This is a genomic window from Psychroflexus sp. MES1-P1E, from assembly GCF_002836055.1.
Classification (GTDB): domain Bacteria; phylum Bacteroidota; class Bacteroidia; order Flavobacteriales; family Flavobacteriaceae; genus Psychroflexus.
In genome coordinates this window covers 1-24360 of the sequence record NZ_PJBS01000085.1, presented here as the reverse complement: position 1 = coordinate 24360, position 24360 = coordinate 1, and the positions used below count along the sequence as shown (strand labels likewise).

Sequence of the window (24360 nt, the reverse complement as noted above, 5' to 3'; positions counted from 1 at the left end):
ACAGCTTTATAGAAGTGAGTGCTGATTTATTCAATAAGAAAGGATACGCAGGCACGGCTATTTCAGAAATATTAGATGCTGCTGGATATTCAAAGGGTGCATTATATAGAACTTTTGTAGACAAAGACGAACTTTCTTTGGAGGCTTTTAAATACAACCTTGGTAAACTACAAAGAGGACTGATACAAAATGTACATTCTAAAAAATCAGCAATTTCAAAACTATTAGCAATTCCTGATTTCTACATTAACAATCGCGTTGAGCAAATCATTCCTGGTGGATGCCCGATTCTTAACACGGCTATTGAAGTTGATGATACCAATCCGCATATGAATGAGGTAGTAAAACAAGCGTTCTCATCTTGGAAAAATTTGATAATAGAGATAGTGGATATGGGTAAATCAAATAATGAGTTCAATCAAGAATTGAATGCAGAAGAGCTAGCGTTTTATATAGTTGCAACGATTGAAGGAAGTATTACTCTTGCTAAAACATTTAAACAGAAGTACATTTTAAATAATAATATGAAACGTTTGAAAAAAAATATACAAGAAAGCGTGTAATTTTTTTGTCATAAAAAAAACCGTATGGTCTTTTTTGTAAAATTTTGAAACTCTAAAACGATATGAAAATTTATATATCACAAACTTTAATATTCTTTTCACTTATGGGATGTTCAAGTTCAAATACTAACAAAAATTCATCATTGTTTTTAAAGGATGAAATAAAAAGTATACTTACTTGCGCTACACAAAGAGATTCTATAGCTACTGAAGTTTCCTCAGTTTCTGTTGGTTGGCACTTAGACCATATTCTACTGACTATCAATCAGATTTATAGCGCTTTGGAAAAATCAAATCCCGAAGATTTTTGTGAGAGTTTGAATACTGGAAAATCAATGTTGTTTGCCTTTGACGAAATGCCTCTCAGACAAGCAAAGGCAATTGAAAATGTACGTCCACCCAAACTCATAACAATAGAAAAAAATAACCTTGACTACGAACTAGCGAAATCTAATATCCTTCAAATGGATTCACTTCCAAATAACGCTTACTTCACACATCCTGATTTCGGTGTTCTTAAAAAAAACGAAGCAAAGTAGTTTTTAGAAATACATACTAAGCATCATATCAGTATTATTAATGTCATCATAAGCACAAAAGCAAAATGAAGAAACAATTAAAAATTACATTGAAACAAATAATTATACTTCTATCATTTCAGATATCTACTATAGCAGCATTTGGTCAATCCATTTTGGATACTTATGTCGAGGAAGGTCTAATCTCCAACCAGCAATATCTAAAGGAACGATTAAGTATAAATATCGCCCAAGAAGAAAGCAATATTTCTAAAAGTCTCCTTTTTCCAGACGTGAGTTTTAATGCCAGTTATCTTTTATCCGGTGGCGGAAGGACGATAGGATTCCCCGTGGGTGATTTGTTCAATCCCGCCTATGCTACCCTGAACCAATTGACCAATTCAAATCAGTTCCCAACAGACTTGGAAAACTTCAATGAGCAACTATTACCTAACAATTTTCACGAAACTAAAATTAGAATTATTCAACCTATTCTTAATACCAATATCTATTTTGGCTACAAAGCTAAAAAGACATTGATATCGTTGAGCGAAGCAAAAACGAATGCCTACCGAAACCAATTGAAATTTGAAATAAAAAAAGCTTATTTCAACCACTTAAAAGTCTTAGAACAAAAAACAATTTTGGACAGCACAAGATTGGTAGTCAAAGAATTAGTTCGAGTCAATGGAAAGTTTGTCAAATATGGTGTAGCCACTAAGGATGTTCTTTACAACGCGGAAGCGCAGCTTTACGAAGTTGATGCTCAACTGACCCAAGCTCAAAAGAATATAAGCACTTCAAGAAATTTCTTTAATTTCCTTTTGAACCGTGATTTGGAAACACCAATTGACAGAGATGAACTTATTGGCTTTGAGCGTAAAATCTTTTCCATTGAAAAACTTCAGAACAATGCTCTTACAAATCGTACGGAAGTAAATCAGGTAGAGAGTGGCATTGATGCCAGTGACTATGAAATTAAACGTAGCAAAGGCTTTCTGATTCCAGATATTTCAGTAGCAGGGGAATTTGGATATCAAGGTTTTGGTTATGAGTTCGACCAGAATCAAGACTACTACTTGATTAGCTTTAATCTATCGTGGCCCATTTTTCAGGGCGGAAAGAATAATGCTCAAGTAAGAAAGGCAAAATTCGAAAAAAAACAACTTGAAGCTGACTTGAGCGACATTAAAAAAAGAATTCAGTTAGAAGTTTCAACTGCGGTGTATGAATATGAAGAGACTCTGAAAGTCTACGATTTGCAATTAGCACTACTTAAAAGTGCAAAAGAAAATTTTAAAATCGTTCAAGGTAAGTATAGACAGAATAAAATGCTTTTAGTCGAATTTAACGAATCTCGAACACAATTGACCACAGCCCAACTGAAAGAATCCATCGCAAGGTTTAATATCAAAATAGCAAAAGCGAATCTTGATAGAACCATTCAAATCAAATAATAAATTAGACAAACAATTAAATAGCAAAAGATGAAATATAGGTATCACATTATCGCAATATTAATACTTCAGGTATTTACCTCTTGTAAGCAAGAGTATATTAAAGAATCGAACACAAAGATGTCGGCCTCAAAAACTGTACGAGTGCTGCCGTTAGAACGTTTAGAACATATTGAACCTATCATAGCTGCAGGAACACTTCAATCTAAACATGAAATCGTTCTTTCTTTTAAAGTTGGTGGTATCTTGAGTAGTCTACTCGTAGAAGAAGGGCAAACTGTCAAAAAGAACCAGAAAATAGGAAGTCTCAACCTTTCCGAAATCAATGCTCAGGTTGTTAGCGCAAACAATACCTATGATAAGTCCGTGAGGGACTTGGAACGGGCTACAAATTTATATCGGGACACCGTTGGGACATTAGAACAAAAGCAAAATGCCAGAACAGCAAAAGAAATTGCCAATTCCAATCTCGAGATTGCTCAGTTCAATAGACGTTTTGCCGTTGTTAATTCCCCTGTAACCGGAAAAGTTTTGCAACGATATGTAGAAGTCGGCCAATTAGTTTCTTCTGGCCAACCTATCTATAAAATTGGCAGTTCAGGAACTAAGGGTTCTCAGATTATCCGATTAGGTTTGTCGGATAAAGATGTGGTGAAGATCGCCTTAAACGATTCTGCTGCTGTTGTTTTTGATGCATTCGAAAAAACCGAATATAAAGGGGCTGTTTCTGAAATAGGTATGATGGCCAATCCCAAAACAGCACTTTTCGAGGTAGAAATCACACTCGATGATTTTAAAGGCGAGATAAAAAACGGGTTTATCAGTAAAATAAAAATCTATCCTAAGAACGCCTTAAAAACCTATAAAATCCCAATGGATGCCTTGGTTGAAGGTAACAATAAGCAAGCGATTATTTTTTATACCAAGGATAATCAAATTGCTAAACGGGCAACAGTTCGAATAGAACAGTTCCGTAACAATTACTTCAGTATCCGCACCTCTGAACTGTATAATGACGCAATGGTCATAATAGACGGTGCGCCCTTTTTAAAAGACAATGATTCAATAAAAATAGTAAAATGAAATTACCACAATTAGCAATAAAAAACCACCTTTTTGTACTTACTACAATTGCACTTGCAGTCTTTCTAGGTATTCGTAGTTTTAATACTATGCCTAGGTCTGAGGACCCTTTTCTAAACCTACCTAACTATACTGTTGTTGTGGTTTATCCTGGTGCAAGCCCGGAAGATATGGAAGAGTTGATAGTTGACCCCATTGAAGAGGTAATAGGCGAAATAGACGATGTAACCGAAATCAAAACCGAAATTGCTGATGGTTTAGCTGTTATAAAAGTAGAAGTTGAGTTTGGAGTGAACTACGATGATAGCTACGATGATATTGTTTCAGAAATCGATAAAATACGACCAACATTACCAGATGGTATTATACAGTTGGATATTGACCAGTTTAAACCAGAAGATCGCGTTGCGGTGCATCAATTCGCACTTGTTTCCAAAACCGTTGCCTATAACATATTAAATGATATTGCGGAAGATTTTAAGGATGAATTAGAAACCATAGACGACATAAAGAAGGTTGAAATTGAAGCCAATCCTGAAGAAGAAATAAGAATAACTCTGGATTTTCAAAAAATGTCTAATCTAGACATCAACCTCGATATGGTCATTAACATCTTACAGTCCAATAATCTCAACATTCCTGGGGGAAATATCAAAGCTGGCAATATTGGATTTAATATAAAAACATCGGGTAACTATGAATCGTTGGAGGAAATTAGGAATACAGCAATTTTCTCGACAGAAAATCAAATTGTCTATTTAAGGAATATTGCGGAAGTCAATTTTGATTATGAAGAAAGTAGATGGATTGCTAGGCACAACGGCAAAAAAGCTATTTATATAAACGTCACTCAAAAACGTGGTGGAAATATCATCAAACTAGCAGAAGAAATAAATAAAACTACCACAGCTTTTAAGCAGAATCTACCTAATACGATTTCACTTGAAACTGCCTTTGAGCAAGCACCTGCTGTTGCGTTACGAATTAATGATTTTATCTTAAATCTAGTTCAAGGCATTCTGTTGGTAGGTCTCATAATTCTAATCTTTCTAGGATGGCGTTCCTCTTTGATAATTATGGTAGTTATTCCGCTTTCTATACTGATAGCCCTTACGGTCTTAGACCTCTCAGGCTATGCTTTACAACAAATATCCATTGCGGCGTTGGTTATTGCATTGGGGCTTTTAGTCGACAATGGCATCGTAGTCATAGAAAACATACTCCGTTTTAGACGAGATGGTTTTTCTTTAATGGAAGCGGCAGCAAAAGGCACTAGTGAAGTTGGCTACGCTATCATCAGTTCTACGCTTACAACAATTCTATCGTTCGCGCCTTTGGCGTTGTTAGAAAGTGGACCGGGCGAATTTCTTCGCACGCTTCCACTAACGGTAATCTTTGTGTTACTGGCCTCACTTGTTCTTGCATTGACCTTTACGCCTATAATCGCGAGTAGACTATTGAAAAAAGGCAAAGAGAAAAAAACACCTCTTGTTACTAAAAAACTTAACGGTTTTGTTGAGAAGCACTACAGTCGTCTATTGAATTTTGCATTAAAAAAAGGTACTTTGGTTGTGCTTGTCAGTTTCGGGTTCTTGATAGCATCCGCTGCTTTGTTCCCAAGTATTGGCATCAGTTTTTTTCCAACTGCGGATAAACCGATGCTACTTATTGATGTAAAGCATCCATACTCAAGTAACATTGACCATACTGATAAAACACTACGGTATATTGAATCTGTTTTGGACACTTCGGGTTATGTCAAAAATTATACGGTAAATGCAGGCCACGGAAACCCACAGGTCTATTACAATCGAATTCCAGAAGAATACAAAACATATCACGGCGAAGTATTGGTAAACTTTAAAGAATGGAATCCAAAAAAATTCTACGCCACATTGCAAAGTTTGCGCGAAAGGTTTGCGAGCTATCCAGATGCACAAATTTCTTTTAGAGAGTTAAAAAATGGCGCACCGTTCGCAGCACCGATTGAAATTCTATTAATAGGCGAGGAAATAGATACCTTAAAAAGTATTGCTTATGAAGTGGAACGCATATTGAAGCAGACAGAAGGTGTTATGGATGTCGACAACCCACTTTCTGTGGCCAAGACAGATATGTCCATAGAAATCAATAGAGATAAAGCCGCTTTATTAAATGTTCCATTAATTACAATCGACCAGACCGTTCGTGCTAGTCTAAACGGATTAACAATAGATAACCTTCAAATTGATAAAGATAATTATCCGCTAGTAATACGTATGCCATTTAGCGAAAAACAAGTACTGGAAGATTTTGACAGGGTATTTGTTACCAGTAGTACAGGTGCTACATTACCACTAAAGCAAGTTGCATCTTTAAGGTTCAAGCAGAATTATGCAACCTTGAATCATTTTAATACGAATTTAAATACAGCCGTAACCGCTAATGTTTCAGACCCAGATAAAACCAAGGATTATATGGAAGCTATCATTCCTAAACTTGATGCATATAAGTGGCCCAAAGGATATCGATATTACCTAGGCGGTGAATACGAGTCACAATCCGAAAGTTTTGGTGATTTAGGTCTTCTTCTTGGTATCGCGCTTATTTTGATTTTTGCAGTTCTCGTTCTACAGTTTAGAAGTGTAACTCAACCGTTGATTATATTTTCAGCGATTCCCTTGGCATTCAGCGGCTCTTTTATCGCCTTGTTCCTAACAGGTTGGTCGTTCTCGTTTTTTGCCTTCGTAGGCTTTATCAGTTTACAGGGAATCGTAGTGAACAATTCGATTATTCTAGTGGATTATACAAATCAACTCATTTCGGAAGGTATGGAAAAAATGGAAGCCATTAAACTTGCCGCCAAGACACGATTCACACCAATAGTATTAACGTCTTTGACAACAATTTTAGGATTGATGCCTCTTACATTTTCAGGAACTACTTTATGGTCGCCCTTAGGTTGGACATTAATTGGGGGAATGATTTCTAGTACAATATTAACACTTTTGGTAGTACCTATTCTATATAAATGGTTAACAAAAAATAAGACAAATAAACACCTTAAGAAATAAAAAACAATAACCAACATTGCAAACTACCAATTTAAGTAATATTGACACAAACTTGAAATATAAAACATGAGCTACCACCAACAAGTATCTAATGCCATTTTGAAACAGTACATCAGATGTTTTTGGTGGTTAGACAACGATTCATCAGAAAATCTTAATTACACCATTTTACCTGACGGTTTTTTTGATATTATCGTTCGCTTTAATAATTACAAATACCAAAGTACCTCGCTCACAGGACTATATACAAAAGAGGTTGAAGTGGTAATTCCTCCAAATCATCAACTTTTTGGAGTACAATTCAAATTACCAGCTGTGGAATATGTCTTCTACGAAAGTATTGCGCCGATGTTAAACTCCGAAAAAAAGTTGCCCGATGCTTTTTGGAATCTAAATTCATTTGACTTTTCAGAAAACTTAGATACGATTGATAGGTTAAGTTCAATAATAAGTCAAGAAATCAATAAAGAGAATAATATAGACGACCGAAAACTTGAACTATTCAGATTATTGAGCCAAACTAAAGGCTATGAAAGCGTGAGTTTTTTTACTGATAAATTATTTTGGTCTAGGAGGCAAATCAACAGATATTTTAATAAAATGTTTGGGCTTTCACTAAAAAGTTATTGTAATATATTAAGATGTTCGGCATCATTTAAAGACATCAAAAAAGGAGATTTATTGTCTAATCAAAATTATTATGACAGATCCCATTTTAATAAAGAAATAAAAAAGCATACCAGCCACAATCCAAAAAGCCTGGCAAATAACGAAAACGACCGATTATACAAATTTCAATCATACCTAATAAGTAAGTTTGTGATAGTACTAACCATAATAAACAGGGATGGACAAAGAAGTGGTTGCATGGAAGAATAAGGGTCGAACAGTAGAGGTGAACGGTCATCAAGTATTTTACATAAAGGAAGGAAGCGGTCCTAACCTTTTAATACTTCACGGGTATCCTTTTAATACCTTCGAGTGGAAATCTGTTTGGAAAAATCTAGTAAAAGATTACACCGTTTTTACATTTGATTATTTGGGTATGGGATTTTCAGATAAACCCAAAGAACATGAATATAGCTTTCATGAGCATTGTGAAATTGTCAATTTTCTAATTGAGTTTTGGGGTATTAAACAAACCCATATCCTGTCACATGATTTAGGAGTCAGTATTGTTCAAGAATTATTGGCTAGGGACTTAGCTTCACAAAACTGTTTTAAAATACAATCGGTGGTGTTTATGAACGGTGGTTTGTTTATGGATAGTTACAAACCTAGAATGATTCAACGGTTGCTTTCACAATCTCCAAAGCCCATCGGGAGGTTATTGAGCAAGCTTCTCACTAAAAAGAAATTAGAAAAATCGATACAATCAGTTTTTGCTGCCTACACCCAACCCACCGACAAACTCATAAATCAATTCTGGGATATTTTAAATTATAACGACGGCAAGTCAATCGCATATTTGATAGGGAGGCTGGTTTTTGACAAATTAAACCATCAAGAAAGATGGATAAGTGCAATGCAAAACACGAAGATCCCAATGTGCTTTATAAATGGGCCATTCGATCCTAATTCTGGTATTCATATGGCTAAAAAAAATAATTTGAACGGTATAAATTAAACCTAAAAAAGGTCAACCTATATCAGCATAATACATACATTAAAGAAAACCGATAATAATTTGAAATAAGAATGAAAAAACACAACTACGAAATCAAAGTTGAATGGACAGGAAACGAAGGAAATGGAACTTTGAATTACAAATCTTTCAATAGAAATCATAAAATTATAGCTACCGGAAAATACGATGGAATAAATGGTTCTTCTGACCCTTCTTTTTTGGGAGACAAAACGAGATATAACCCTGAAGACCTTTTCCTATCTTCATTATCAGCTTGCCATATGCTTTGGTATTTGCATTTATGTTCTGTGAATAAAATTATAGTGACTGAATATTTGGACAACGCAACTGGAATAATGGAAGAAACTAAAAATGGTAGTGGAAAATTCACATTAGTTACTCTAAACCCTAAAGTTAAAATCACAGATTTGAGTATGATTTCGAAAGCTAACGAATTACACCAAGAAGCAAATGAAATGTGCTTTATAGCAAATTCTTGTAACTTCAAAATTGGACATAATCCAAACACAACCGCGGAATAAAAACGGCTTACAACAATGCCTATAATTAATACGGGGTTTGGTGCTTAACCCAAAGTCTAGTGTATTCTTAGTAAGTCCGCCAAATCTTTTTGATTTGGCTTTAGAACAAAAAAGGTAAAACAAAAAAAAGTTTTGGCTAATCGCTTAATCGGAAATTAATTACTTTTAATTTCCGTACTAAACATAGGTACTGTGTTGTAAACAATTTAAAAAATAGATATTCTAAAAATGGAAAAAACAATATTAACAGTCTATTTTTACATTCCAGAACAAATTACTCTTTTTGATTTGGGTGGTGTTTTACAAGTGTTTCAGGAAGCAATTAATTTAGGGTTTAATTATCAATTAAAGTTCATTAGCAATCAATCAACTATAATTAGTTCTTCTGGTTTAGAACTATCGTCATTAACACATTTTATAAAAACTAATCCAAAAAAAAAATGATATTGTATTTATTTCTGGATTTAGTACTCTTCAATTAGATAAGTTTACAGAAGACAGTTCTTTTTTTGAATGGTTGAAAAGAATAAACTCTAATCAAACTACAATTTGTAGTATCTGTACTGGGGCATTTCTTTTAGCTAAATCAGGACTTTTAAATAACAAAGAATGTACAACGCATTGGAAACTCCTTAAAAAACTAAAAAAAGATTTTCCTCTTTTAAAAACACAAGACAATACTTTATTTACCAAATAAAAAAATTATATACAAGTGCTGGAATTGTAACAGGTATCGATTTAGCATTGTTTTTAATCGAAGAAAGACATAGTAAACAAAATGCAACTCAGATAGCCAAAGAATTAGTTGTTTATAAAAGAAGACATGGAACTGATGAGCAAGAGAGTGTATATTTACAAAACAGGAGTCATCAAGACGAAAAGATTCATACAATCCAAGATTGGATAATCTACAATATAGATAAGGCTTCAACAATTGATTATTTAGCTAATTTAGTACACGTGAGCCCAAGAAACTTAACTCGAATTTTCAAAAAAAAACAGGAGTTACCATATCTGAATACCGTACAAAACTAAGAATTGAAAAGGCTAAAACTTTGCTTACTAATTCTGATTATAAAATTGAATACATCGCCAAATTATGCGGTTACAAAACATCAAAGCAATTAAGATTAATTCTTGAAATGCATCTCGGAGCTTTACCTTCTGAAATCAAAATTAAGCTGTCTTAAAAGGACTATCATTTGTCCTTTCATGGTTATAGTATGACAACTATATTTGTGACTAATAATCAAATTAAACATAAATAATGAGTTTAAAAGAACAAAATGCAACACTAATATTAATTGATATTCAAAAAGGATTTGATGAAGAGAAATATTGGGGAGGAAATAGAAATAATAAAGACGCTGAAGAAAAATCATCTAAAATATTAAAGAAATGGAGAGAGTTAAACCTTCCCATCTTTCATATTGTTCATAGTTCACAAAATCCAATTTCAAGACTACACGAATCACATCCCGGATTTGAAATAAAAGATGAAGTAAAACCAATAGATGGAGAACCAGTTATCAAAAAAAGTGTAAATAATGCTTTTATCGGAACTGACTTAAAAGAGAGATTGGATAGTCAAGAAATAAATAAACTAGTAATTATTGGATTAACTACAAACCATTGTATTTCTACAACGACAAGAATGGCAGGGAATTTTGGATTTAACACATTACTTATATCTGATGCGACTGCAACATTTGACCGAATTGGAATTAACGGAGAACTATTTGATTCTGAAATTATTCATCAAACAACATTAGCCAATCTGCATGATGAATTTGCACAAGTAATTGATACCGAAAAGCTATTTAAATTGGTGTAAAAAAAACGGTTTACAATACCGTGTATAATTAATTGCTTTGGTCGTTGCTTATTTTGAAAATTCCTTCGGAATTTTCTCTGGCACATATTTGTTTACTAATTTAGTGTAACGTCTAATCTTTAACTTTTGTAAACCATGTATCTTAACGTACAGATGAAGAAACAGAACGAGAAGCATTAAAGAAATATGAAAATACTGAATAGTAAAATTGAGGATATTAATAAAATATTCGAATTTTATAAAATAGCAACCGATTTTCAAAAAACAAAATCAATTGTTCCTTGGCCGAATTTTGACCTAGAATTGATTGAAAAAGAAATTAGCGAAAATAGACAATGGAAAATTGTAATTGATGATGAAATTGCTTGTGTTTGGGCTATTACAGAAAGTGACATTCAAATTTGGCAAGAAAAAAATGAAGAACCTGCTATTTATATTCATAGGATTTCTACAAACCCAAATTTTAGAGGTCGGAATTTAGTAAGTGAAATTGCAAAATAGTCAAAGAATTATGCCATCCACAAGGACAAAAAGTTTGTGAGAATGGATACTGTTGGAGAAAACGTAGGACTAATTAATTACTACAAAAAATGTGGATTTGATTTTTTAGGCTTATCAATATTAAAAGAGACATCTGAACTTCCGGCTCATTATAATAATGCTACAGTTAGTTTATTTCAAATTTCCGTTTAGCTGAATACGAAGTCGATAAAAACCGAAAAAACCAGCTAGTAAAAAGCTAAAAACAGAACATAGAACATAGAACGAAAAAAAAAATGGAATGAAAAAAATTGGACTTATAGGAGGAATTAGTTGGACTTCAACATTGGATTATTACAAATTTTTAAATCAAGGTATTAATTTAAAATTGGGTGGATTAAATTCTGCGGAATGTATCATATATTCCTTAAATTTTTCAGATGTTCAAAACAAAGGTTGGACAAATTCTTTTGATCTCATTTTTGACGCTTGTAAAAGTTTAGTTTCAAGCAATGTAGATGCGATAGTTTTGTGTGCAAATACAGCCCATCTATTTGCAGACGAAATTCAAGAAAAAATTGATATTCCAATTCTTCATATTGCAACTGCTACTGCAAAGGAAATAAATAGAAAAAAATTGAGGAAGATTGGATTATTAGGAACTAAATTCACTATGGAAATGGGCTTTTACCGTGATAAGCTGAAAAAATACGATATAGAGACAATTATCCCAACTGATGAAAAAGATATTGAAATAATTCAAAATATTGTAAAAAATAAACTCGGAAAAGGAATTGTAACTAAAGATTCAAAGGAGAAGTTTATTAATTATGCTAACAAGTTGGTCGAAAGAGGAGCAGAAGGAATTGTTTTAGGTTGTACCGAAATACCTATGTTAATTAAACAAAAAGACTTTAACTTTCCTGTGTTTGATACAACTAAAATACACGTAGAAAGCATCATAAAGTTTGCATTGGAAAAATAAAAGCCAGTTTACAGTCGAGTAAGCCAAGGGAATTTCACCCCTAACTTCTCACAGAACCGTACGTGAACCTCTCGACTTATACGGCTCTTATTATGTAGTCAATAGTTTAGGTTAACTGATAACCCAACGCCCAATGATAAAACATATTTGGATAATCTTTGGTAATACGCTTTAACCATTTCAAGGCTAAAACCCTACTTCTTTTGAAGCGTTTATACCTATTCAATATCCATTTAATGATTCGATGATGGAGGTAATAAAAAACAGGTTTTAGAGAGTTGCGCTTTATTTTACCATAATAATTTATCCAACCCCGAATTTTAGAGTTGACCATCATTGCTAGGTCTTGTAAAGTACATCGAGTCTTCTTATGAATGTTCATTTTACCTAAATCCGATAGAATGCCCTTCTTAGATTTTCGACTCATCTCACAGTCATATTGTAAAAAGAATCCTCCCTTTTTTAATTTAATCATCACAGGACGGAAGCTAAAGCCTCGAAAATCAAATTGCACTGGTAATCCTTTGAGTCCTCTCCCGGCCTTCTTACAGTATACTATTTTCGTCTTTTGCGGATGAACACTAAGTCCACATTGCTTTAAACGTTCGGTTACTTTAGCAAGCAAATACCTTGCTTCACCTTGTGTACTGCAGTGAATAATCATATCATCGGCGAAACGAACCCTTTTTATTTTAGGAAAATGTAGTACAAGCCATCTATCTGTACAGTAATGTAAAAATAAATTGGACAGTAACGCACTAATTACACCTCCTTGCGGTGTCCCTCTTCCTGTTGCGTGTTTTAATGTACCATCTTTAAGCTGGTTAGGTGCTTCTAACCATCGCTTTATATACATTTTAACCCATGATTCACAAACGTGAACTTCTAGTGCTTTGAAGAGTAATTCGTGGTTGACATTCTCGAAAAATTCTTTGATATCCAAATCTATTACCCAGCTGTATTTCTGTACATTTTTCTGTACTTCTCTTACAGCTTGATGCGCACTCTTATTGGGTCTATACCCATAAGAATTATCCATAAATTTAGCATCTAATCGTGGTTCAATATACGTTTTGATAACCTGTTGTGCGATTCGGTCGCTAACCGTTGGGATTCCTAATGGACGTGTTTTACTATCGTCTTTTGAAATATGTACACGTTTAACATTGGATGGAAAGTAACTCCCAGAAGCTAACCGATTCCAGATTTTGTACAACTCTTTAGAACGAACTCTTTCAAATTCTTCTAACGTTTGTAAATCTACTCCAGCACTCCCTTTGTTCCTTTTTACCTGCTTATACACATCCCAAACCATCATCCTTGTAATGGGTAATGACTTTGTTTGTTCCTTAAAAATCATCCTTACTCTTTAAGTTGTTTTTAATTCTAAACTACATAATTGAATCCCTTTGCTCCACTTACCTTACACAAGCTTCAACACTACTACGGGTTCATCCGCCACCTAAACAAGTATTGGTAATCGCCTTGAAGGTACTTCCTACTTAGTTTTTCCCTTTATCACTTTGATTAGCCTTCCTGTGTTCCAAAATAAAGCCTAAATAAAAGTCATGCCCCCTTTATGATGGTTGCCGCATAGCCAGTAATTAGGTGACCGCTATACTTATCCCTAAAACCTCGATACTTCTTAGGTTTTGACAACAACTTGCCTTTTCGTCACTTCATCGGAAGGTTCGCTTTCGCTCATCTCTCTTATTCACACCTGACTGCTTTATACAGCCTTTTCCTCTATCGCTTCATGTTCCTTTGTTACCTCAGGAACATCATAGAAGTGGTTTGATTAGTACTCCTAAAATACCTAATCGGAAGACCTCCTTCCCTCTTTATTCTAGTTACGTTGATTTCTCAACTCACAGCACACATCGAGTAGACGGGTGACGACTTAAAGTCGCCACTGCGCCTCTCACACCACCGTACGTACGGGTTTTCCCGATAAAAGTCGAGACAGGCTGTATACGCCGGTTTTGATGTCAAGGAAAAACAATCGGGAACATCCGTAAAAGGTAAACCTAGAATATCAAAGAGAGGCAACAGACATCTAAGAAAATCAATGCATCTTCCATCTCTATCCTCTGTTAAATATAACCAATCGCATAAAGTCTTATATGTTAGGATCGTATCAAAAAGTGGAATCAAAATGAAGGCGCTGATTGCTGTGCAGAGAAAAATGCTTGAACTTATTTTTGTGATAGATAAAAACCAGAATCCCTATGAAAATGACTATCATCAAAAAAGGGTACACCACACGAATGCGGAGGTACCCTTGCAGGCTAACTTATAGTTGCCTTAAGATATCAATATTAATTAAATAAATTGAAATATCACTTGATTATTAACACAGAATCTATTGGGATTTTATCTGTGATTTATTTGCTAAATTTAGCGCTCAAAAAACGCAACTAATCTTATACAAGTACGTTGCCAGCAATTTGAGAAAAACGAAATCTATGATAAAAAAAGTGATAATTGGAATTCTAACAATCGGAATCTTTGGTTGCAATTCTGACAAGAAGAAAACCAAATCTAATGAAACCTATTCAGACATTAATATTGTGGGTGCGATGAGAAATGTTATGTGGAAAGGAGAATTAAGTGGAAGTATTAGTCTCGATACTATTTCTAATAGAAAAGGACTTTATGGACTTGGACCAGAAAGTTATCTGACCGGAGAATTACTTATAAATGATGGAAAAAGTTATGTTTCAAAAGTCACGTCTGATTCAACTATGACGGTTGAAAAAACATTTAATCTCTCAGCACCTTTCATGGTGTATGCCAATGTAACCAAATGGAATGAAATAGAATTAGCATCGAATGTTAAGTCTATTAAAGACATTGAAAAATTAGTAGACGAAAAGACAACTGATCTCAAAAGACCTTTTGTCTTCAAACTGACAGGAAAAATATCAAAAGCAATCATTCATATTCAAAATTTACCAAAAGGAACAATAGTTTCATCACCAAAAGAAGCTCATCAAGGACAAACGAATTACGAACTGAAAGATGAAGAAGCTACTATAATCGGTTTTTTCTCAACTGAACATAAAGGGGTTTTTACACATCACGATTCAAACATTCATTTACATTTAATCACAAAAAACGAAAGTAAAATGGGACACTTGGACGAATTAGAAATTGAGAATATGAAATTATATGTACCGAAGAAATAAAAACTGCTGGCAACACCTTATATAATTTATTGCTTTGGCAAGTGCTTATTTGGAACCCCGAAGCTTCGGGGCTTCGGAATTTTTCTCTGGTTCGTATTTGTTTACTAAATTAATTGCATACTAACACAGAATCTAACCATACACAACAACGCTAGCTACAATACGAAACTTGTACTCTCCTGAAATAGGTTGACTAAAAATTAAACACTTAATGATAGTCACTTATGAAAACACAAAAAGCACCCTGGCGAAAAAAAACTACGAAAAAGTAAATTTAGAACTCAAAATATTCGTCGTTGATCAAATTCAAAATGGTCAGATTTCTACTAATTTTGCTTCTAAAAAATAAGATGTTCCTAGAACTACAATCTCCTATTGGTTGAAAAAATACAGTACTTTAGTGCAACAAAATACTGGTATGAGTAAATTAGATCAAATTAAAAAACTAAGAAAAGGATTGAAGAATTGGAGTTTGTAAAAGACTTTCAGCAAGATATTATTGCTGATATGGAACTCATTACTGGAGTTGACTTATCAAAAAAGTCATTGCCCAAAATAGTAGCAAAAGAGATAGAACTAAAAAAGAGAAACATTTTAAAAAAAAAATGGCTCTATCAATGTTTTGAGATTAGCAAACAAGCTTTCTATAAAAGACTTAGAACACAGGAAGTCAAACAAATAAACCACAAAAAACTGATCATAATGGTACAAGGTTACCGTAAAAAAGTAGGTATGAGAACTTGAGGTATTAAGCTTTATGATGAATTAAAAACAAGCTTCATAAAACAAGACATAAAAATAGGTAGAGACAAGTTTTATCACTTCTTAAGACTTCAAAATTTACTGGTTCCCAAACTAAAAAACTATGTAACAACCACCAATTCTAAACATCAATTTAGAAAGTATAAAAATCTAGTTAAAAATCAAGTACCTAATCGTCTTGAACAGCTTTGGGTAGCTGATATTACTTAAATTAAAACAGACAATGGTCATAATTATTTAGCAATAATTACAGATGCTTATTCAAAGCAAATTATGGGCTATAAATTAGATAACAACATGAAGACATCACTTTGTACAGAAGCGTTGGCTATGGCTATTAAAAACAGAAAATACCCTAATAAAAAACTCATACATCATTCAGATAGAGGTTTTCAATATTGCAATCCAAAATATACCGAATTTGCTGAAAGTAATGGCATCATGATGCGTATGACAGAACAATACGGCCCATACGAAAATGCTATTGTAGAGAGAATTAATAGAACTTTAAAATATGAATATGGACTTAGAAACTGCATTAAAAAACACCGACATTGCACAACAAATAACAGAACAAGCAGTACTTATTTTCAATAATTTAAGAACTCATTTCTAGCCTAGGTTTAAGAAAACCTGCAGAAGTAAATTTAAATCCTAATATTAAGTATAAATCATATTGAAAAAATAAAGTAAATTTACTTAAACTAACAATTTAAAACTAAAACTAGATTAAATTATTTTTTGCATTATAAACGGCTAAAAAAATACTTTGAACGGTATATATTAAACCTAAAAAAGGCCAACCTATATCAGTAAATACAAAAAAATATGGAAAAATTAAAAAAACTGACTTTTTCGTTTCTATTTTTTATAATTCCTATCACAGTCTTAAATGCTCAGGCCGAAGATTGCAGCTGTAAAAAAGATTTTGAATTTTTAAATCAAAAAATTCAACAAACACCTTCATACAAAGTAAATAAGGTGGTTTATGAATTGGAGTATACAAGGATAAAAAAAAACATTCTCAATTTAAATTCTGGTTATGAATGTTTTCTTCAGTTGAATAAATTAATGTTATCGCTAAATGATAGGCATTGTAATCTCTACGGAATAAATACTGGGTTAGATGAAGAATCAAAAAAAGATCTAGCTAAGTTTGAAACATTTAAAACATCTGAGCTTTTTACTGTTTATCCTAGACCTAAAATAAATTTAGATAGCCTAAGAACAACATTAAAGCAAAAGCCTATTACCTCTATTGAAGGTATTTATTATAGAAAAGGATACATGACTCTTGGAGTTTATAAAACGGCATAAAGTGATTTTTATAGAGCAATTATTTTAGACTCAGAAAATGACGTTTGGGAAGTCGGAGATGTAATTTACACTTTAATTCCTTACGGAAATAATTATTTATTAGCCGTTGGTGGATGTCTTACCAGTAAGAGAATGATATCTTATGGAGAGAGAATTGAAAATGGTGTCTTTCTAACTATGCAATTTCAAAAGAATTCCTCAATAGCTAATTATTCTGTTTCAACATATCCTGAATCCACCTATTTAAGAAAGGAAATATCGTCTGAAACTACTTATTTAAAAGTGGGAAGTTTTAACTCTTGAAACCCCACACTTTCTGAAGCAGATAAATTTCACAAATCATTAGAAGGAACTTTGACAACGAAAAATCTAATCTTAGACTTACGAGACAATGGTGGTGGTGGAGATAGAAATTCTAAGGGATTATATAGAATTTTAAAAAAATATATCAAACGAAATAATGTTTACGTTTTGGTTAATCATAGAACCGCAAGTAATGCAGAGCAATTCGCATATAAACTAAGTGATTTTAAAAATTGTACAGTTCTAGGCAATAGAACAAGTGGAACTGCAGCTTACGAAATGGTAAACTCTAATTACAATTTACCCTGCAAAAATTATGTAGTAGTTCTAACTTCTAAAAAGCACACAGAATATATAAAATTAGAGTCTACTGGAATTGAACCAGATATAAAATTGGATATTGAAAAGGATTGGATGATACAAGTACAAAACTATATCCAGAGAAATAACTAAGGACAATCGAGTGGACGGGTGACGACCTAAAAGCCACCACTACGCCTCTCACGCCAACGTACGTAGGGGTCTCGTATGCGGTGGTTCGCAATCCATCTTTTCAATCGCTCTTTACACCAATCGAAACTATTCTGTATTTTTTTTCAAGGGCTACAGATTTTCTGAGGGTTGCCCATTAACGAAAATTAATGCTCCCTGAATAATTTCCAGAAGGACTGCCTTCAGTCCTTCTCCACTTGTGAGACCTATACAGTTTTATGCAACTCGTTTCTCCGTGGGTACTATGATCCCGAGGCTTCGGGACTGACTTCTCTAACTAACCAACTCGTAGTTGTAGAGACCTCCCCTGAGCCCGCCCCGATTTTTATCGGGGTAAGAGCGTCTTCTTTCTTGTGATCCCTGCCTTATCTACTATTTCGGTTATCACTTTACGTGCTTTGGACTTTACAATGATGTGCTTGCTTATCCAACCTAATAGCCTCATATAAGGTTCCTGCTAGGCCTGTCCTGAGCGTAGCCTTAGGCTCATTACCAGAATTTGTAGTCCTGCTTTCTTCAGATGTAATCTCACCATTACCACCCTTGCAGCTTACTAAGGGTTCAAGGCGTTACCCCTGCCCATAAGGGACCTGCACCCTCTAAATGAATTAGCTCCCTTTCTTAATGTCATTAGCTTATTTAGATTCTAAATTCAAAGAAGAGAGAGTTATAACGTATTAGACATTTATCTTAAACCATCATTACAGCAGAGGCATTTATTATTTCAAAAAAAATACATTTCAAAAAACTCAAATACCGTTAAATCAACCATTCATACTTTCAAAAAACCACTTGATAAAACAAGTGACCTTTAGATAAGTATAATACACATAAGCTTTAATTCAAAAGTAATTTTATACCGAGTAATATTGCTCAATTAAATATTTTAAATTATTAATTATGAAAAAATTCATACTTTTAGGCTTTGTGAACTTATTATTCTCATTCACTTATTTACAAGCACAAGACATTATTAATCCAGTATCTGCGACTACAACCTTAACGGCTGAATTTGGAACAAACCTTATTAATACCATTAACGGTTCTGGCTTAGATGCTTTTCCGAGTTTAACAGCCGATCATGGAATGTCAGTATTTGGCAATTCATTTGTAGCAATCAACGAAACAGGTTCAATAGATTTTGATCTAGGAGGCTCTTATCTAGTAGACGGTCTAGCGTTCTGGAATCAAAATTTCTTTGGTCCCGTTCCCGGAGAAAACGGAATACAAGAAGTGCTTATTTCTTCTTCCAATGATGGTGTAACTTATACACCAATTACGGGTGCGCCTAATATATTTGCACAAACTACATGCATGAGTTGTCCATCAGAACAATTTTCATTCACTGAAGTTATGACTTCTTTTATCCGTTTTGATGTGATTAACAATTGGGGCGAACCTACTTATGTGGGTTTTTCAGAAGTTGCGTTCTCTGGAATTGAAGCAACAGTTCCAGTAGAAAATGTGATTAACCCAGTATCTGCCACAACAACTTTATCGGCTGAATTTGGATCAAGTCTTGTTAACACAATTAACGGTTCTGGCTTAGATGCTTTTCCGAGTTTATCTGCATCTCATGGTGGTGCAAATCCCGGTACAGCCTTTTATGCTACCAATGGTACTGGAACTATAGATTTTGATTTAGGCGGTTCGTATTTGGTCGATGGGCTTTCATTTTGGAATGCTAACGCAACTGGTCCTGGACAAACAGGTATTCAAGATGTACTTATCTATTCCTCAGAAGATGGCGTGACTTATTCTCCAATTTCTGGTGCAACAAGTGTTTTTACAGAAGCTGTTAGTACCTCAAGTATGGCTCAACAATTTGCTTTTACCGAAGTAACCGCCTCTTTTATTAGACTTGAAGTTATCTCAAACTATGGTAGTCCTGATTTCGTTGGTTTCTCTGAAATCGCTTTTTCTGGAGTAAGCACATTAGGAGTTACAGATTATACATTATCAGATGTTATAAGCCTTTATCCAAATCCTGCAATAAATATTATTACAATCAATAATAAATCAAAAATAGAATTAGAAGGCATTACTATTTATGATATGAATGGAAGAATGGTGAAACATTTAGATGTAAAAAACAATAACCTTGAACAAACTATAGATCTATCAGATCTCGTGTCTGGCATTTACATGGTTAAAATATTTAATAATCAAACATATACAGTCAAAAGAGTTATAAAGAACTAATACACCAACTAATCTATTATGTCTCTTATATTAAGAAAGCGTAATACTAAATTTAGACTTGGTATAACGCTTTCTTTTTTCTAAGTATTTTATAGTTCTATATCTGTTAACATCCTAATTAGAAAGTAAAACAATTATCAAACGCTTGTTTACCTTTTGATTTTCAGATAGTATATTATCACATTTGTTAAAAAAATTTAAACGTATCTTCAGTTTAAAATCTAGTCAAACTCTTTTCAAAAACAGTCTTAATGCATTGGAACACCAAAATAATAAATCCAAAAGAACTAATTAATATCTCTAGAGGAGACGATAAAATAATTTATAAATACCTTTTACAATTTCAAGAATTAATACCACAACGCATAAATAGTTTGAAGGAGTATTTAAAAGCTAAAGACAGAAAACAAGTCCGCCAACTACTGCATCAAATGAGTCCTCAAATACAATTTTTTGGGATTGAGGATCTTGTAAAACCCATTCAACAATTAGAGCTTGACTATGCGACCATGCCAATAGAAGAATTGAACAAATTAGTAGAAATAGTAATTATTAAGCTAAATTTAGCTATTAACGATGTAAATTTAGTAATTAAAGAAAATTTCTAACCACTAATCCTTATGAAAATTAAGACTATAATTTTAATTGTAACTGTTATTGGATCATTCTTATCCATTAAAGCGCAATCATTTTCAGAAACCCAACAAGATTCTTTAATGGGTATATGGAAAGATGTAACTCAACAAGACACCATTCGTTTAAACGCGATACAGAGAATAGCAATGGAAGGCTACCGTTTTAAAAATCCAGATAGTGCTCTTTATTATGCTCAGTTACAATATGATTTTGCACTTAAAACAAAACATAAGAATTTTCAAGCTCTTGCTTTAAATACACAAGGCGATTATTATTTATTAAAAGGCAATCCGGATAAATCGTTCGATATTTTTAATCTCGCGTTAAAAATATCTGAAGAGATTAATAATAAAAGAACTAAACTAATTACACTAGGTAATATCTCAAGAGTCTACGAATCCAAAGGTAATATAGAAAAGGCACTAGACTATAATTTACAAATATTGAAAATAAGTGAAGATATACAAGATAAAAAGGGAATAGGTAGAAGCTTAGCAGATATTGGTAAGAATTATGCTAGGAAAGGTGATCTGAAATCCGGACTAGCATACCTTAAACGATCTAAAAATATCTTCGAAGAACTTGATGACAAGAACAGTATTGCAACAGTAAGATCCTTCATTGCTAATGTTTATATGCAACAAGGAAATCTAGATGAAGCACTTAAACTAATTACAATTAACCTGGCCTATTTTGAAGACGTAGGAAACAAAACATTAGCCGCAGGTTGTCTTTCAAATCTGGCTGGTATTTATATAAATCAGGGTGATACTAAAAAAGCATTGCACTATTTAGAGAAAGCTTTAGTGCATTTTGAAGAAATAGGAAACATCCCATATGTTGCAAAAATTTCTCAGAATATGGGACAAATTTATTATGAACAAGGCAACTTAGAACGCGCATTAGAATACATGACTAATAGTTTAAAGTTATCTGAAGTAATTAAAGATGAAAACACTGAAGCGGCCGCAAAGCAAAAAATCGGAATTATTTTTACTGAACAAGAGAAATACAGTCAAGCCATCTCTTACGGCAATGAAGCATTAAATTTTTACCAAAAAACAGGAGATGTGATGGGTGTTAGTAGTACCTCAGGAAGTCTTACTAAAAGCTATATAGCTGATGGCAATTATAAAAAAGCGTTTGAAATGAATGAGCTTTATTATAAGATGCGCGACAGTTTGAATAGTAAAGAAAATCAAAAAGCACTTATTGAAGTTCAAGTTCAATCTGATTATGAAAAACAAAAAGCCATAGACGATCTTAATAATGAAAAGAAGATGGTCTTAGAGCAACAAAAAACACTTGCACAACAACGCATTTCTTGGGCAATCGGAATAGGATTATTATTAAGTTCTATTTTAGCATACGTTATATTTAATAAACTAAAGGAAACACGCAAACAAAAAGTCATTATAGAAGAACAAAAGAAAAAAGTAGAACAGTCTGAAAAACACAAAGAACAGTTTTTAGCGAATATGAGTCACGAAATTAGAACGCCTATGCATGCGATTTCGGGAATGACAAACATATTAGAACGTAACAAACACCCAAAATCACAAGATGTTTTTCTAAAAGCCATGCGCACAAGTTCAGATAATTTGGTCGTGATATTAAATGATATTTTGGACCTTTCAAAAATTGAAGCTGGAAAATTAGATATTGAGAGTATATCACTAAATCTTGAAGCTGTAGTAGAGAATTTTATTCAAATTCTCAAATTTAAAGCAGAAGAAAAAGGCTTGACTTTGTCCTATGAGATTTCTGAAGATGCACCGGCTTTAATAATGGGAGATCCAACTCGATTAAATCAGATCTTAATTAACCTTGTTGGAAACGCAATAAAGTTTACAGAGAAAGGCAATGTTAAAATCTTCATCTCATCAACTAATGGTCAGCTTCATTTTGAAATAAAAGATACTGGTATAGGGATTCCAAAAGATAAACAAAAAAGTATTTTTGAATCCTTTGAACAAGCGAAAGGGTCGACAACAAGATATTATGGAGGCTCAGGACTTGGTCTTAGTATTTCTAAGCAATTAGTAGATTTACAAAATGGTAAAATTTGGGTAGAAAGTTCTGAAGGTAATGGAAGTGCTTTCTATTTTGACTTGCCACTAACTATACCTAAAACCAATGCTGTTGGTCAACGTTTTATTTCAGAAGACAAACTAAAAACAATGGCTAAATCCCTAAAGGGTATTCGTATTCTAATTGCAGAAGACAACCCATTTAATCAAATGATTGCCCAAGACGATCTCTCTTATTATATTGAAGATATTTCTATAGATACTGTAGAAAATGGCATGTTGGCTATTGATAAATTTAAAAGTAATAACTATGATTTAATCCTAATGGATGTCCAAATGCCAGTAATGAATGGTTTTGAAGCTACAAAAAAAATTAGAGACTTAGAAAAATCTAAAGGATTAGCAACGACTATTTCAATCATAGCAATGACCGCAAGTTTATTAAAAACAGAAATAGAGAATTGTTATAATGCTGGTATGAATAATTATATTCCTAAACCATATAAGGTAGAAGAATTAATTGTTCCCATTTTTAACGAGTTGAAATCAAAAAATGAGCTTTCATAAAATTAGATGCTTAATTATCGATGATGACCCTTTTATAACAGAGTTATTACAAGATAAGATTAATCACTATTTTCCAGACTTAAAGGTATTGTCTGTTGCTAAGAATGGTAATGAAGGTATAGAGGAAATTAATAAACACATCCCTGAACTAATTTTTCTTGATGTAGAAATGGCTGATATGACTGGTTTCGAAATGCTATCTTATTTTTCAGAGATATACTTTCAAACTATTTTTATAACATCATATAGTCACTATGCTATAAAAGCTATTCGTTTTAATGCTTTAGATTATTTACTAAAGCCTATTGATTTAGGGGAATTAAAAAGAGCCATAAACCGATTTAAAATTCGTAAAAAATCAGATCTTCAAAAAGAAAACTTATCTCTAGCCTTAAAAAATGTAGCCAACAAAAATGTTTCAAATCATATATTGAATTTAAAAACCCAAGATGGTAATCTAAATTTAGTTTTAAATGATATTCTACATATTGAAGGCCAAAGAAATTACAGCTATATCTATCTGAAAAATGGATCGAAAAAACTAGTTACAAAGACCTTAATTGAACTTGAAGAATTACTTGATTCTAAGGGGTTTTATAGATGCCATAAATCTCATATTCTAAATGCTAAGCACATTACATCCTATACAAATGGAAATTTAGTTCAACTTTCTCAATCTATAAAAGTTCCAATATCCCGAAGAAAAAAGAAATCATTTAGA

At 33.1% G+C, this 24360-nt stretch carries 24 protein-coding genes and 2 pseudogenes; 25 read left to right on the top strand and 1 reads right to left on the bottom strand.

All coding sequences use genetic code 11. The features are described from left to right. The 15 genes and pseudogenes from CXF67_RS01390 to CXF67_RS01320 all read left to right on the top strand — a co-directional run. The coding region (locus tag CXF67_RS01390; protein ID WP_145990339.1) for a TetR/AcrR family transcriptional regulator at positions 1 to 563 on the top strand (563 nt) is incomplete at its 5' end. Positions 564 to 625: 62 nt separating this feature from the next. Beyond that, complete coding sequence (locus CXF67_RS01385; protein ID WP_102087116.1) at positions 626 to 1102, top strand: hypothetical protein; 477 nt, start codon at positions 626 to 628, stop codon at positions 1100 to 1102. Positions 1103 to 1167: 65 nt separating this feature from the next. Beyond that, the gene (locus CXF67_RS01380; protein ID WP_102087115.1) at positions 1168 to 2538 is read left to right on the top strand and encodes a TolC family protein; all 1371 of its coding nucleotides are present in this window, start codon (positions 1168 to 1170) and stop codon (positions 2536 to 2538) included. Positions 2539 to 2568: 30 nt separating this feature from the next. Then, the gene (locus CXF67_RS01375) at positions 2569 to 3621 is read left to right on the top strand and encodes an efflux RND transporter periplasmic adaptor subunit (RefSeq protein WP_102087114.1); all 1053 of its coding nucleotides are present in this window, start codon (positions 2569 to 2571) and stop codon (positions 3619 to 3621) included. Further along, positions 3618 to 6674: an efflux RND transporter permease subunit gene (locus CXF67_RS01370; protein WP_102087113.1), complete on the top strand. Its 3057-nt coding sequence runs from the start codon at positions 3618 to 3620 to the stop codon at positions 6672 to 6674. The genes CXF67_RS01375 and CXF67_RS01370 overlap by 4 nt, the downstream gene beginning before the upstream one ends. 66 nt (positions 6675 to 6740) lie before the next feature. Continuing rightward, on the top strand, positions 6741 to 7553 hold the full coding sequence (locus CXF67_RS01365) for a DUF6597 domain-containing transcriptional factor (RefSeq protein ID WP_102087112.1): 813 nt from the start codon (positions 6741 to 6743) through the stop codon (positions 7551 to 7553). Then, complete coding sequence (locus CXF67_RS01360; RefSeq protein ID WP_102087111.1) at positions 7522 to 8301, top strand: alpha/beta fold hydrolase; 780 nt, start codon at positions 7522 to 7524, stop codon at positions 8299 to 8301. Before CXF67_RS01365 ends, CXF67_RS01360 begins: the two co-directional genes overlap by 32 nt. Positions 8302 to 8372: 71 nt before the next feature. Next, positions 8373 to 8843, top strand: a complete 471-nt coding sequence (locus CXF67_RS01355; RefSeq protein ID WP_102087110.1) for an OsmC family protein — start codon at positions 8373 to 8375, stop codon at positions 8841 to 8843. A gap of 228 nt (positions 8844 to 9071) precedes the next feature. Then, positions 9072 to 9287, top strand: coding sequence for a hypothetical protein (locus CXF67_RS01350; protein ID WP_102087109.1), 216 nt, complete (start codon positions 9072 to 9074; stop codon positions 9285 to 9287). Further along, positions 9271 to 9540: a DJ-1/PfpI family protein gene (locus tag CXF67_RS19115; protein WP_102087108.1), complete on the top strand. Its 270-nt coding sequence runs from the start codon at positions 9271 to 9273 to the stop codon at positions 9538 to 9540. Before CXF67_RS01350 ends, CXF67_RS19115 begins: the two co-directional genes overlap by 17 nt. Before the next feature lie 280 nt (positions 9541 to 9820). Next, positions 9821 to 10033 (top strand): annotated as a pseudogene (locus tag CXF67_RS19110) (helix-turn-helix domain-containing protein); the annotation flags it as partial. A gap of 77 nt (positions 10034 to 10110) precedes the next feature. Next, on the top strand, positions 10111 to 10677 hold the full coding sequence (locus CXF67_RS01330; RefSeq protein WP_102087105.1) for a cysteine hydrolase family protein: 567 nt from the start codon (positions 10111 to 10113) through the stop codon (positions 10675 to 10677). A 186-nt stretch (positions 10678 to 10863) separates the two neighbouring features. Further along, positions 10864 to 11178 carry a hypothetical protein gene (locus CXF67_RS19040; RefSeq protein WP_308302161.1) on the top strand — a complete coding sequence of 105 codons (315 nt, stop codon included), beginning with the start codon at positions 10864 to 10866 and terminating at the stop codon, positions 11176 to 11178. 42 nt (positions 11179 to 11220) lie between these two features. Beyond that, positions 11221 to 11370, top strand: a complete 150-nt coding sequence (locus CXF67_RS19035) for a hypothetical protein (RefSeq protein ID WP_308302160.1) — start codon at positions 11221 to 11223, stop codon at positions 11368 to 11370. An 88-nt stretch (positions 11371 to 11458) separates the two neighbouring features. Next, the gene (locus CXF67_RS01320; protein ID WP_102087104.1) at positions 11459 to 12142 is read left to right on the top strand and encodes an aspartate/glutamate racemase family protein; all 684 of its coding nucleotides are present in this window, start codon (positions 11459 to 11461) and stop codon (positions 12140 to 12142) included. Positions 12143 to 12248: 106 nt separating this feature from the next. On the opposite strand, the gene ltrA is transcribed toward CXF67_RS01320, so the two are convergent. Beyond that, on the bottom strand, positions 12249 to 13502 hold the full coding sequence (gene ltrA / locus CXF67_RS01315; RefSeq protein WP_102087103.1) for a group II intron reverse transcriptase/maturase: 1254 nt from the start codon (positions 13500 to 13502) through the stop codon (positions 12249 to 12251). 618 nt (positions 13503 to 14120) lie between these two features. Between ltrA and CXF67_RS01310 the strand changes: the two are divergent. The 10 genes and pseudogenes from CXF67_RS01310 to CXF67_RS01265 all read left to right on the top strand — a co-directional run. Then, positions 14121 to 14441: pseudogene (locus tag CXF67_RS01310) on the top strand (transposase); the annotation flags it as partial. 166 nt (positions 14442 to 14607) lie between these two features. Beyond that, positions 14608 to 15330 carry an acetolactate decarboxylase gene (locus CXF67_RS01305; RefSeq protein ID WP_257984537.1) on the top strand — a complete coding sequence of 241 codons (723 nt, stop codon included), beginning with the start codon at positions 14608 to 14610 and terminating at the stop codon, positions 15328 to 15330. Positions 15331 to 15795: 465 nt separating this feature from the next. Then, entirely contained in the window at positions 15796 to 16074 is a 279-nt protein-coding gene (locus CXF67_RS18420) for a hypothetical protein (RefSeq protein WP_219621006.1), read from the top strand. A 228-nt stretch (positions 16075 to 16302) separates the two neighbouring features. After that, on the top strand, positions 16303 to 16689 hold the full coding sequence (locus CXF67_RS01295) for a DDE-type integrase/transposase/recombinase (RefSeq protein ID WP_102087102.1): 387 nt from the start codon (positions 16303 to 16305) through the stop codon (positions 16687 to 16689). 231 nt (positions 16690 to 16920) lie between these two features. After that, positions 16921 to 17409: a hypothetical protein gene (locus CXF67_RS01290; RefSeq protein ID WP_102087101.1), complete on the top strand. Its 489-nt coding sequence runs from the start codon at positions 16921 to 16923 to the stop codon at positions 17407 to 17409. A gap of 354 nt (positions 17410 to 17763) precedes the next feature. Further along, positions 17764 to 18165 (top strand): S41 family peptidase, encoded by a 402-nt coding sequence (locus CXF67_RS01285; RefSeq protein WP_102087100.1) that lies wholly within the window; start codon positions 17764 to 17766, stop codon positions 18163 to 18165. Positions 18166 to 19104: 939 nt separating this feature from the next. Next, positions 19105 to 20406: a T9SS type A sorting domain-containing protein gene (locus CXF67_RS01280; protein WP_102087099.1), complete on the top strand. Its 1302-nt coding sequence runs from the start codon at positions 19105 to 19107 to the stop codon at positions 20404 to 20406. Positions 20407 to 20657: 251 nt separating this feature from the next. Next, positions 20658 to 21014 carry a hypothetical protein gene (locus CXF67_RS01275; protein WP_102087098.1) on the top strand — a complete coding sequence of 119 codons (357 nt, stop codon included), beginning with the start codon at positions 20658 to 20660 and terminating at the stop codon, positions 21012 to 21014. Positions 21015 to 21026: 12 nt separating this feature from the next. Further along, complete coding sequence (locus CXF67_RS01270; protein WP_102087097.1) at positions 21027 to 23639, top strand: tetratricopeptide repeat-containing hybrid sensor histidine kinase/response regulator; 2613 nt, start codon at positions 21027 to 21029, stop codon at positions 23637 to 23639. Further along, the coding region (locus CXF67_RS01265) for a LytR/AlgR family response regulator transcription factor (RefSeq protein ID WP_102087096.1) at positions 23626 to 24360 on the top strand (735 nt) is incomplete at its 3' end. The genes CXF67_RS01270 and CXF67_RS01265, both read left to right, overlap by 14 nt.